Origin of the sequence: Microbacterium sp. OR21 (assembly GCF_047306785.1) — a bacterium.
Classification (GTDB): Bacteria; Actinomycetota; Actinomycetes; order Actinomycetales; family Microbacteriaceae; genus Microbacterium; species Microbacterium esteraromaticum_E.
This window is the reverse complement of the sequence record NZ_JAZEXJ010000002.1, coordinates 621132-632652: the sequence shown is the minus strand read 5'-3', so window position 1 is coordinate 632652 and position 11521 is coordinate 621132. Positions and strand designations below refer to the sequence as shown.

General features: G+C 68.9%; 10 protein-coding genes and 3 tRNA genes. 7 read left to right on the top strand and 6 right to left on the bottom strand.

Annotation, left to right across the window (positions count from 1 at the left end; all coding sequences use genetic code 11):
- Positions 1 to 98 precede the first annotated feature (98 nt).
- A complete protein-coding gene (locus tag V2S04_RS07590; protein ID WP_413637896.1) occupies positions 99 to 1328 on the top strand; it encodes an ATP-binding protein in 1230 nt (409 codons plus the stop codon).
- A 125-nt stretch (positions 1329 to 1453) separates the two neighbouring features.
- On the opposite strand, the gene V2S04_RS07585 is transcribed toward V2S04_RS07590, so the two are convergent.
- From V2S04_RS07585 to V2S04_RS07575, 3 genes are all read right to left on the bottom strand, one after another.
- Positions 1454 to 1526: transfer RNA gene (locus V2S04_RS07585), tRNA-Phe, on the bottom strand.
- Positions 1527 to 1595: 69 nt separating this feature from the next.
- Positions 1596 to 1669: transfer RNA gene (locus V2S04_RS07580), tRNA-Asp, on the bottom strand.
- A 26-nt stretch (positions 1670 to 1695) separates the two neighbouring features.
- Positions 1696 to 1768 (bottom strand) — tRNA-Glu (locus V2S04_RS07575).
- A gap of 231 nt (positions 1769 to 1999) precedes the next feature.
- Between V2S04_RS07575 and V2S04_RS07570 the strand changes: the two genes are divergently transcribed.
- The gene (locus tag V2S04_RS07570; protein WP_413637895.1) at positions 2000 to 3415 is read left to right on the top strand and encodes a peptidoglycan DD-metalloendopeptidase family protein; all 1416 of its coding nucleotides are present in this window, start codon (positions 2000 to 2002) and stop codon (positions 3413 to 3415) included.
- A gap of 81 nt (positions 3416 to 3496) precedes the next feature.
- Here the strand turns inward: V2S04_RS07570 and ppa are convergent, their stop codons facing one another.
- Positions 3497 to 3988, bottom strand: coding sequence for an inorganic diphosphatase (ppa, locus tag V2S04_RS07565; RefSeq protein ID WP_340087516.1), 492 nt, complete (start codon positions 3986 to 3988; stop codon positions 3497 to 3499).
- 55 nt (positions 3989 to 4043) lie between these two features.
- Entirely contained in the window at positions 4044 to 5009 is a 966-nt protein-coding gene (locus V2S04_RS07560) for a LysR family transcriptional regulator (RefSeq protein ID WP_413637894.1), read from the bottom strand.
- A 66-nt stretch (positions 5010 to 5075) separates the two neighbouring features.
- Between V2S04_RS07560 and V2S04_RS07555 the strand changes: the two genes are divergently transcribed.
- Genes V2S04_RS07555 through tilS form a run of 3 tightly spaced genes read left to right on the top strand, consistent with a single transcriptional unit; the run spans position 5076 to position 8301 of the window.
- Positions 5076 to 6449 (top strand): MFS transporter, encoded by a 1374-nt coding sequence (locus tag V2S04_RS07555; protein ID WP_413637892.1) that lies wholly within the window; start codon positions 5076 to 5078, stop codon positions 6447 to 6449.
- Positions 6450 to 6495: 46 nt separating this feature from the next.
- Positions 6496 to 7293 (top strand): 3-hydroxybutyrate dehydrogenase, encoded by a 798-nt coding sequence (locus V2S04_RS07550; protein WP_413637891.1) that lies wholly within the window; start codon positions 6496 to 6498, stop codon positions 7291 to 7293.
- Positions 7294 to 7311: 18 nt separating this feature from the next.
- Positions 7312 to 8301: a tRNA lysidine(34) synthetase TilS gene (gene tilS, locus V2S04_RS07545; RefSeq protein ID WP_413637890.1), complete on the top strand. Its 990-nt coding sequence runs from the start codon at positions 7312 to 7314 to the stop codon at positions 8299 to 8301.
- A gap of 3 nt (positions 8302 to 8304) precedes the next feature.
- On the opposite strand, the gene V2S04_RS07540 is transcribed toward tilS, so the two are convergent.
- Positions 8305 to 8814 (bottom strand): DUF937 domain-containing protein, encoded by a 510-nt coding sequence (locus tag V2S04_RS07540; protein ID WP_413637889.1) that lies wholly within the window; start codon positions 8812 to 8814, stop codon positions 8305 to 8307.
- 84 nt (positions 8815 to 8898) lie between these two features.
- Here V2S04_RS07540 and hpt point away from each other — a divergent pair, with 84 nt between their 5' ends.
- Complete coding sequence (gene hpt / locus V2S04_RS07535; protein WP_099195784.1) at positions 8899 to 9450, top strand: hypoxanthine phosphoribosyltransferase; 552 nt, start codon at positions 8899 to 8901, stop codon at positions 9448 to 9450.
- A 64-nt stretch (positions 9451 to 9514) separates the two neighbouring features.
- Positions 9515 to 11521, top strand: a complete 2007-nt coding sequence (ftsH, locus tag V2S04_RS07530; RefSeq protein ID WP_413637888.1) for an ATP-dependent zinc metalloprotease FtsH — start codon at positions 9515 to 9517, stop codon at positions 11519 to 11521.

The window sequence follows — 11521 nt, the reverse complement described above, 5'->3', positions numbered from 1 at the left end:
GGCGCTGCTTCGTGGAGGAGCCAACGGCGATCTCGCTGTACTGACAGTCTCGGTTGGTAAGTTTACCAAGATCTACTGCTGTTGGTAAACTTACCAACATGCGCAACGCGGTCGACAATCCCTTCAACCCCGGTTCCGACGTCATCCCCGCTGTGTGGGCCGGTCGCACCGCGCAGCTGAGCGACTGGCGCGACGTCGTGCGCCCGCGCCGACTCGCCGGGCTGTACGAGCGAGGCCGGACGATCCTCGGCGAGCCGGGTCTCGGCAAGTCCACGCTCGTGCGGCGCATCGCGAAAGAGGCGGCGGCCGCTGGTGACTGGGTGACCCAGCAGCTGCGCGTCCCGTCGGGCTCCGACCCGCTGAAGCTCGTCGCCACCGCGCTGCTCAAGCTCGCCGACGACGCCGGGCTTCCGGCCTCCCGGGAGAGGCGGATCGCCGACGCCATCTCCCGCGTCCAGGCCGTCGCCGTCTCCGGCATCGGCCTCACTCTTCGCGACCGGCAGGGCCCCGAGCCCCATGCTGCGCTCACTGACCTGCTCATCGAGATCGGCACCGCCGCGGCTGAGCGCGGAGACGTCATGGTCCTCATCCACCTCGACGAGGTGCAGAACATCACCGATGGTGAGGTGCTGTCGCAGTTGCTGATCGCGCTCGGTGACGCCATCGTCCACGAGATCGAGGTGGACGTCCCGGGTGGCCGCGTCGAGCGCACGCTGCCCATCGCGGTGTACCTCACGGGGCTGCCCGACTTCGAGGACATGGCGAGGGCGCGCAAGGTCGCCACCTTCGCCAGACGGTTCAAGACCGAGACGCTGGCACCACTCAGCGACGACGACCTGGCAGCTGCTCTGCAGGACTTCGTTCTGCGTGGGTGGGACGTGCCCGACGGCTCCGGCGGCACCGTACCGATCCGGATGGAGAAGCAGGCGGCCGCGAAGGTCGTCGACCTCTGCAGAGGTGAGCCGTTCCTGTTCCAGCTCGCCGGCGAGCAGGCGTGGTACGCCGGTGACACCCGGGTGATCACCATCGACCAGGTGCGTCAGGGCTGGCGATCGGCACAACGAGAAGCCACGGCTCACATCGAGCGCATCCTCGATCGACTTCCGCGTCGCGAGAAGCAGTTCGTCGAAGCCATGGCATCCCTCCCCGTCGCGGAGCGAACGCTCAGTCGCATCGCCGAGGGGATGGGGCTCAGCAAGGCCACCGACGCCGGCACGACCTCGCAGAGGCTCGACCGAGAGCGCGGCATCATCGATCGCGGACGGCTGTACACCTTCCGCCATCGCGCTCTGGAGGCGTACTTGACCACCAGCTGGCCGGAAGTGTGAGCATGTCAGCGCCAAGTTCGGCGCTGACGAGCGCACGTGCCGGCCTGGTCTCCTTGCCGGCACAAGAAGAACCCCCGCAAGTAGAAGCCTTGCGAGGGTTCGGCAGCGGTGTAATCTCCGCTACGTGGCTCCGACCGGCATCGATCCGGTGACCTTTCGATTTTCAGTCGAACGCTCTACCAACTGAGCTACAGAGCCGTGCGGCACATCATGATCTGCCGCACCCTAGACGAAGAGCCTCCTCGAAAGAAGGCTCAACGCTCGGAGCGACCCTGACGGGACTTGAACCCGCGACCTCCGCCGTGACAGGGCGGCACGCTAACCAACTGCGCTACAGGGCCATAACTTTTCAATTGTATCGGAAGAGTGACCCCAACGGGATTCGAACCCGTGCTACCGCCGTGAAAGGGCGGCGTCCTAGGCCGCTAAACGATGGGGCCGAAGAGATTCCCGGGGGTTTCCCTTGCCGACGCTCAAGCATAAGGGGGAGAGAGGAGAAAAACGAAATCGAGGGCGGGTCTGCTTCCATCCCGGGCGTTTCGGGTGGACGATGGAAGGGCTCGCATGCGCTCGTGAACGCGTGCCAGCCGCAGGCCGAGGGCGGCGCCCTCTGGTGCAGTTGTGACGAATGTTGTTACTGTTGCAGCTGTGAATCCGGCGGAAGGAGCCGAGTGAACGAGGAACTTTCTGCGGATGCCCGATCCGCAGGGGCCGACTGCGGCTGTGCGCCGACGCCGGCCGAACGCGAAGCCCTGTGGTCGCGGTCGTCTGTCACCCGTCGCGGAGCCATCGCCGTCGGCGCCCTGAGCGCCATCGCCCTCACCGCTTTCGGCGTCTCGGCGAGCACCCAGTCGGCGCAGGCCGCCGACTACCCCAGCTGGGACGATGTGCAGCGGGCCAAGGCGAACGAGGCCGCGAAGGCAAGCGAGATCACGCGCATCGAGGCGCTGATCCGCACGCTCACCGAGCAGGCCGCTGCCGCCGAGGGGGCATCGCGCAAGGCGGGCGAGGAGTTCTACAACGCGCAGCAGGCGTACTTCGATCAGGCCGCGAAGGCCGAAGACCTGCAGGCGCAGGCCGACGAGCAGGCGAAGATCGCCGACGACAGCGCTCGCAAGGCCGGCCAGGTCGCCAACCAGCTCTACCGCAGCGGCGGAGACGAGGCCGCTCTCGAGCTGTTCCTCTCCGAATCGTCCGACGGCGCCGATGATCTGCTCGAGCGCCTGGGCAGCATGGACAAGCTGGTCGAGTACAACCGCACGGTCGCCGACCGCGCGGCATCCGCTCGTGACACCGCTCAGTCGCTCAGCAATCAGGCATCCGCTGCCCGCGACGAGCGCGACCGTCTGCAGAAGATCGCCGAAGAGAAGATGATCGCGGCGCAACAGGCCGCGGATGCCGCGCAGGCAGCCCTCGAAGAGCGTCAGGCGAACCTCGTCACGCTCGAGGCGCAGCTCGCCGCCCTCAAGGACAACACCACGGCGACCGTCGCGGCGTACCAGGAGGGCGAGCGCCAGCGCAAGCTCGAGGAGGAGCGTCGTCGCAAGGCCGAGGAGGCGCGTCGCCGCGCCGAGGAGGAGCGCCGCCGACGCGAAGAGGCCGAGGCCGCGAAGAACAACCAAGGCGGCGGAGGCGGCGGTTCCGGCAGCGGGGGCGGCAGCGGCGGCGGTGGCGGTGGCGGTGCATGGCGTCGTCCGCACGGCGGCCGCATCTCCTCCGGCTACGGGCCGCGCCCGCCGCGATGCACCAACGGCGTCTGCCGCTCGACGTTCCATCGCGGACTGGACTTCGCGAACGGCTGCGGAGCCGGCATCTACGCCGCCTCGTCGGGCCGGGTCGACGTCGCCTGGTACAACGGCGGCTACGGCAACTACGTGCGCATCCAGCACGGTGGCGGCATCGCCACCGGGTACGCGCATCTCAGTCACTTCGCCGTGCGCTCGGGCCAGCACGTCAGCGCTGGACAGCTCATCGGCTACTCGGGCAACACCGGAGCCTCGCAGGGATGCCATCTGCACTTCGAGGTGTACACCGGCGGCGGCACGACCGACCCGTACAGCTTCCTGTCGCGTCGCGGCGCCTTCTGAGCGACGACGCGTACACACGCGAGAACCCCCGGCCGCTCGGCCGGGGGTTCTGTCGTTGCGCCGCCCTGCGGGCGGAAGGTCTCAGTGACCGTCGTTCGCGAAGCGCTCGATCGCCTCGTCGAGGATGCGCTGCGCCTCGGCGGCATCGCCCCACGCGTCGACCTTGACCCACTTGTTCGGCTCGAGGTCTTTGTAGTGCTCGAAGAAGTGCGCGATCTCCTTCTTCGTGTACTCGGGCAGATCGCCGATGTCCTGGATGTGAGCCCAGCGCGGGTCCTTCGACAGCACGGCCACGAGCTTGTCGTCGCCACCGGCCTCGTCGCTCATCTTCAGCACGGCGACGGGCCGCACGTTCACCACGACGCCGGGGTAGATGGCGTGGTCGAGCAGCACGAGCACATCGAGCGGGTCGCCGTCCTCGCCGAGCGTGTTGTCGAAGTAGCCGTAATCGGCCGGGTAGCCGAACGTGGTGTACAGGACGCGGTCGAGGTGGACGCGACCGGTCTCGTGGTCGACCTCGTACTTCACGCGGCTTCCGCGCGGGATCTCGATGACGGCGTCGTGTGCGCCCATGTGCTGTTCTCCTTGGTTCGACGGTGTCGAAAGACGGTGGATGCCGCAGACCAGCCTACTCGCGCGCGCCCGAGCCGCCGAGCAGCTGCGTCTGCACCTGCGCGGTGCGCCGGCGCAGGGCATCCGCCACCGCCGCCACGGCGGGCTGGCGCAGGGAGTCTGCCCGCAGCACCAGCCAGTACGGCAGTCGCTCGTCGAAGTCCTCCGGCAGGATGCGGATGAGATCCGGATGCCCGTCGGCGAGGAAGCACGGCAGGAATCCGATCCCCGCGCCGACCCGCGTCGCCTCGACGTGCACGAACACGTTCGTCGAGCTCAGCGAGTCCTGCATCCCCGGCACGAGGCGGCGTGGGGCGTCCAGGTCGTCGACCTGCAGCATCGAGTCGACGAAGTAGACGAGGGGGTGACCGGCGAGATCGTCGATCGTCGCCGGGGTGCCGAACTCGTCGAGGTACTCGCGCGACGCGTACATCCCGAGGGCGTACTCGCCGAGCCGGATCGCCTCGGCGCGATGCACCTGGGGCTCGCCGACCACGACCTCCATGTCGAGGCCCGAGCGGTGCTGCAGCGCGCGACGGGTGACGTTCTCGATCTCGACGCTGAGCCGCGGATGTCTGCGGCGCAGCTGCGCGACCGCCGGGGCGATCACGAAGCCGCTGAACCCATCGGTCGACGAGATCCGCACCACGCCGGCGATCGGATCGACCGGCCCGTCGCTGCGCAGGATGCCGTTCATCGCCCGCTCGACGTCTTCCGCGGCTCTGCTCGCGCGCCGCCCGAGCTCGGTGAGCTCCCACCCGCCTGCGCTGCGGGAGAGCACCCGGCCGCCCAGGGCGCTCTCCAGCGCGGCGATCCGGCGCGACACGGTGGTGTGGTTGAGCCCGAGCGTCTGGCCGGCCGTGATGAACCGGCCGGATCGCGACACCTCGAGCAGGATCAGCAGATCGTGCGGGTCGGGCGAGGGCGTCGTCGAGGCATTCACATCTGCAATTGTGCACACGGGCTCTGCTCGACTGGTCATTGATGCACACCGAGTCGTCTGCCGATACTTGCTGAGACCCGCGAGCTCACACACGAAGGAGTGCACATGAGCGTCCAGAGCACGAGCGCCCCCGCCGAGACGAGAGCGTCCGGCCTCAAGAAGATCGTCGCCGCCTCCATGGTCGGCACCGTCGTCGAGTGGTACGAGTTCTTCCTCTACGCCACCGCCGCGTCGCTGATCTTCGGCAGCTACTTCTTCCCGGACGCCGGCACCGAGCTCGACGGCATCATCGCGGCGTTCCTAACCTACGCCGTCGGATTCATCGCCCGCCCGCTGGGCGGCATCGTGTTCGGCCAGATCGGCGATCGCCTGGGCCGCAAGCACACCCTGCAGGTCACGATCATTCTCGTCGGCGTCGCGACGTTCCTGATGGGATGCCTGCCCGGCTACAACGCCATCGGCTACTGGGCCCCCGCGCTGCTGGTGCTGCTGCGCTTCATCCAGGGTTTCGCCGTGGGCGGTGAATGGGGCGGCGCCGTGCTGCTCGTCGCCGAGCACAGCCCCGACCGCTCGCGCGGCTTCTGGTCGAGCTGGCCGCAGGCCGCGGTGCCGGTCGGCAACCTGCTCGCCACCCTCGTGCTGCTCGGCATGTCGTGGCTGCTCCCCGCCGACCAGTTCCTCGGCTGGGGCTGGCGCGTGGCGTTCTGGGTCTCGGCGATCGTCGTGATCATCGGCTACTACATCCGCACCCACGTCAGCGAGGCGCCGATCTTCCTCGAGGCGCGTGCGCAGGTCGAGGCCGACAAAGCCGCCGGGTACGGCGTGCTCGAGGTCGTGAAGAAGTACCCCCGCGGCATCTTCGGCGCCATGGGCCTGCGCTTCGCCGAGAACATCCTGTACTACATCATCGTGTCGTTCACGATCGTGTACCTGAAGACGGTGCACGAGTACGACACCAGTCAGCTGCTGCTGGCGCTGCTCGTGGCGCATGCCATCCACTTCGTCGTCATCCCGCAGGCCGGTCGCCTCTCCGACATCTTCGGGCGTCGCCCGGTGTATCTCGCCGGTGCTGTGCTCGGCGCGCTGTGGGCGTTCTTCGCCTTCCCGATGTTCGACACCCTGAACCCGCTGATCATCATCGCCGCGGTCTCGATCGGACTCTGCTTCCACGCACTCATGTACGCCGGGCAGCCGGCCATCATGGCCGAGATGTTCCCCACCCGCATGCGGTACTCGGGCGTCTCGCTGGGCTACCAGGTGACCTCGATCGTCGCCGGATCGCTTGCGCCGATCATCGCCACCGCGCTGCTGCAGCAGTTCTCGTCGTGGGTGCCGGTCGCCGTGTACGTCGCGATCGCCTGCGCCATCACCGCGGTCGCCGTGATCACCCTGCGTGAGACCAAGGGCGTCTCGCTGCTGGCGGTCGACGAGGCCGACGCCGTGAAGCACGGCCTGAGCACGGCGAGAACCGGCGCCTGACATCCGGCCCGGCCACCACCCGTCCGCATCGCCCCGGAGGAACGACATGACCCAGCAACCCGACGCCACGCCGCACCCCTCAGCCACACCGCTGGCGGGGCGCCGGGCGCTGGTCACCGGCGGGGCGAGCGGCATCGGCCTCGCCATCGTCGAGGCACTCGCCGCACGCGGGGCGCACGTCGTCGTCGCCGACCGCGACGCCGAGGGGTGCGCGCGCGTCGCGGAGGCCGTCGGCGGCACGCCATGGGTCGTCGACCTGCTCGACAGAGAGGCGGTGTCGGATGATCGACTCGCCGTCGCGCTGTCGGGCGTGGACATCCTGGTGAACAACGCCGGCATCCAGCACGTCAGCCCGATCGAGGAGTTCGACCCGGACGACTTCCGCCGCATGCTCGCGCTCATGCTCGAAGCGCCGTTCCTGCTCGTGCGCGCCGCACTGCCCGGCATGTACGAGCGGCGCTTCGGCCGGGTGATCAACATCTCGTCGGTGCACGGACTGCGCGCCTCGCCCTACAAGTCGGCGTACGTGACGGCCAAGCACGGACTCGAGGGGCTGTCGAAGGTCACCGCGCTCGAGGGCGGCGCGCACCGCGTGACGAGCAACTGCGTCAACCCCGGCTATGTGCGCACCCCGTTGGTCGAGAAGCAGCTGGCCGATCAGGCGCGGGTGCACGGCATCGACGAGGCCGAGGTGCTCGATCGCATCATGCTCACCGAGAGCGCGATCAAGCGACTCGTCGAGCCGGCCGAGGTCGCCTCGCTCGTCGCGTGGCTGGCGAGCGACGAGGCGGCGATGGTGACCGGGGCGAGCTACACGATGGACGGCGGCTGGTCGGCGCGCTGACCGCGCTAGCGTGGGGGCGTGCCCTCGCTCGATCCCGCCATCGCCGAAGTCCGCCGTGCCGTCCGCGCTGCGATCACGCCGCTCGCAGGGGCGCCGGTCGTCGTCGGCCTCTCGGGGGGCGCGGATTCGCTCGCGCTCACCGCTGCCGCCGTCTTCGAGGCGGGCAAGCTCGGCGGCCGTGTGATCGCCGCGGTCGTCGACCACGGCCTGCAGCCCGGGTCCGACGCGATCGCCGCCCGAGCGGCCGCGCAGGCGCGAGAGCTGGGGGCGGATGCCCTGGTGCTGCCCGTGCAGGTGGATGCCGGGCATCCGGACGGGCCGGAGGCGGCCGCCCGCGACGCGCGCTACGCGGCTCTCCGCGCCACGGCTCGCGCGGAGGGGGCAGACGCGGTGCTGCTCGGGCACACCCTCGACGATCAGGCGGAGACCGTGCTGCTCGGGCTCGCGCGCGGTTCGGGGGCGGCGAGCCTGCAGGGCATGGCCCCCGTCCGCAGGGGCGACGACGACCTGCTCTGGATCAGGCCGCTGCTCGGGGTGCGCCGCGAGATCACGCGCCGGTTCTGCGCGGCATCCGCTCTCGAGGTCTGGGACGATCCGCACAACGTCGACGACCGCTACGCCCGGGTGCGCACCCGTGAGCGGGTGCTGCCGGTGCTCGAGGCCGAGCTGGGCCCGGGCATCGCGGAGGCGCTGGCGCGCACGGCCGAGCAGCTCCGCGAAGACGCCGAAGCGTTCGAGGAGATGATCCACGAGACGATCGAGGACATCGTCGAGCACGCCGAGGCGGGGATCGCCGTGAGCGTCGCCGCGCTCGCCGCGAACCCTGCCGCTCTGCGCAACCGCATCATCCGCCTCGTCGTCGACAGCGAATTCGGAGTCAGCCTGACGCGCGGCCAGACGCTCGAAGTGGCGCGGCTGGCGACCGACTGGTCGGGTCAGGGGCCGATCGATCTGCCCGCCTGCACCGCGCGGCGGGCCGGCGGGCAGATCGTGTTCACCGCGCGGTAGCGGCTACCTGCGGCCGAACAGGCCGCCGAGGATGTCTCCCAGCCCGCCGCCGGACGAGCCCTGCCCGCCGCCGAGCAGCCCGCCGAGGATGTCGCCGATTCCGCCGCCGCCCTGGCCCGAGCGGCCCTTGCTCTTGTTGGCGATGATGCCCATGATGATCGGCGCGAGGATCGGCAGCAGCTTGCCGAAGTCGATGCCGCCGGCCGTCTTCTCGCTCTTGTTCAGCGTCTCGGTGACCTCGCCCTTGCGGTCGCCGAGGACGTGCTTCACGATCTTCTCACCGTCGGCCTGATCGACGTCGTCGACCTTCGAGACGCCGGTGAAGCCGCCGTGCCGGTTCAGCGCCTTCTCGATCGCCGCCGAGCCCTCGTCGGTCTCGGCGTTCTTCGCGAGCCCGCCCAGCAGGGTCGCGCCGCCCTCGTTCACCGCCCGGCGAGCGACATCGGGGCTGACACCGAAGCGCTCGGCGATGTCATCGATCGGCACCTGCTTGAGGATCTCATCGACGTCCATGTGTTCCTTTCCCGCCGGGCGGATGCCCCGCTTCACCGCTCACAGTAGTGCGGAAGGCCCAGGTGATCGACCTAAGATCGTTGCATGCGCGCTGCCGACATCCAGGACGACCTGACCGAGATCCTCGTCACCGAGGAGGAGATCCACGCGAAGCTCGAGGAGCTGGCCGCGCAGGTGGCGACGGACTACTCCGGCAAGGACCTGCTGCTGGTCGGCGTGCTCAAGGGCGCGGTGATGGTGATGGCCGACTTCTCGCGCCGTCTGATGATGAACGCGCCGATGGACTGGATGGCCGTGTCGAGCTACGGCGCGAGCACCAAGTCGAGCGGCGTGGTGCAGATCCGCAAGGACCTCGACACCGACCTGCACGGCAAGCACGTGCTCATCGTCGAGGACATCATCGACTCGGGGCTCACCCTCAGCTGGCTGCTCGAGAACTTCGAGTCCCGCGGCGCCGAATCGATCGAGGTGCTCGCACTGCTGCGCAAGCCCGAGGCGGCGAAGGTGCAGATCGACTGCAAGTACGTCGGCTTCGACATCCCCAACGAGTTCGTCGTCGGCTACGGCCTCGACTACGCCGAGAGCTACCGCAACTTGCGCGACGTCGCCGTGCTCGCACCGCACGTGTACAGCTGAGCGGTTCCGCCGAGGGTGAACGCACAGCGGACGCCTGAACACCGGGCGGTACGCTGAACGCATCATGGACGTCAAGAAGGTCTCCCGCAATCCGCTGATCTACGTCGCGTTGATCGGCGCACTGCTGTTCGCCGGTTTCCTGCTGATCTCGAACCTGTCCGCACCGACGCAGGTCACAGTGCAGCAGGGCCTCGAGCTGCTCAAGGGCGACACGGTGACGAAGGTCGTCAACACCGACGGCGACCAGCGGGTCGACCTGACGCTCTCGAAGGAGTTCGAGGGCGCGAAGAACGTGCAGTTCTACTACGTCGAGGCGCGCGCCGATCAGGTCGTCGAGGCCATCGACGCGGCCGAGATCAAGGCCGAGGACGTCAACGATGTCGTGCCGCGCGCGACCTGGTTCGACGGCTTCCTCTCGCTGCTGCTGCCTCTGGTGCTGCTGGGCCTGCTCTTCTGGTGGCTGCTGTCGTCGATGCAGGGCGGCGGCAGCAAGGTCATGCAGTTCGGCAAGTCGAAGGCGAAGCTGGTCAACAAGGAGACCCCGACCGTCACCTTCGCCGACGTCGCCGGCGCCGAGGAGGCGATCGAGGAGCTGCACGAGATCAAGGAGTTCCTGCAGGACCCGGCCAAGTTCCAGGCCATCGGCGCGCGCATCCCGAAGGGCGTGCTGCTGTACGGCCCTCCCGGAACCGGAAAGACCCTGCTCGCTCGCGCTGTCGCGGGCGAGGCGGGCGCTCCGTTCTACTCGATCTCCGGCTCGGACTTCGTCGAGATGTTCGTCGGCGTCGGGGCATCCCGCGTGCGCGACCTGTTCACGCAGGCCAAGGAGAACGCCCCGGCCATCATCTTCATCGACGAGATCGACGCCGTCGGCCGTCACCGCGGTGCGGGCATGGGCGGTGGCAACGACGAGCGCGAGCAGACGCTGAACCAGATGCTCGTCGAGATGGACGGCTTCGACCCGAACGCGAACGTCATCGTCATCGCGGCGACGAACCGCCCCGACATCCTCGACCCGGCGCTGCTGCGCCCCGGTCGCTTCGACCGGCAGATCGGCGTCGACGCCCCCGACATGAAGGGCCGCCAGCAGATCCTCGAGGTGCACGCCAAGGGCAAGCCGCTCGCGCAGTCGGTCGACCTCGAGGTCGTCGCCCGCAAGACCCCCGGATTCACCGGTGCCGATCTCGCCAACGTCCTGAACGAGGCGGCCCTGCTGACCGCCCGCTCGAATGCCCAGCTGATCGACAACCGCGCCCTCGACGAGGCCATCGACCGGGTGATCGCAGGACCCCAGCGCCGTACCCGCGTGATGAAGGACAAGGAGAAGCTCATCACGGCGTACCACGAGGGCGGCCACGCCCTCGCCGCGGCGGCGATGAACTACACCGACCCGGTCACCAAGATCACGATCCTTCCCCGGGGCAAGGCGCTCGGCTACACCATGGTGCTCCCTGTCGACGACAAGTACTCGGTCACCCGCAATGAGCTGCAGGATCAGCTGACGTACGCCATGGGCGGTCGTGTCGCCGAGGAGCTCGTCTTCCACGACCCGACCACCGGCGCCTCGAACGACATCGAGAAGGCGACCAGCATCGCCCGCAAGATGGTCATCGAGTACGGCATGACCACGCAGCTCGGGCCGGTCAAGCTCGGCTCCGAAGGCGGCGAGCCGTTCGCCGGTCGTGACATGGGGCGCGGCCGCGACTACTCCGAGACGGTCGCCGAGCGCGTCGACACCGAGGTGCGCGCGCTGATCGAGCAGGCGCACAACGAGGCGTACAAGGTGATCAGCGAGAACCGCGACATCCTCGACCGCCTCGCGCTGGCGCTGCTCGAGGAGGAGACGCTCGACCACAATCAGATCGCCGAGATCTTCACCGGGGTGCGCAAGCTCCCCGAGCGCCCGCAGTGGCTCTCCAGCGAAGAGCGTCCCGTCTCGACGCTGCCCCCGATCGCGATGCCCCGACGTGTGGAGGAGGGCGTCGCCGCGCAGACCGCGCAGCCTGCCGATGCCACCCGGGCCGCCGGCTCGCCCGCGACCGGCGGGCAGGCCCGACCGGCGACGGCGTGA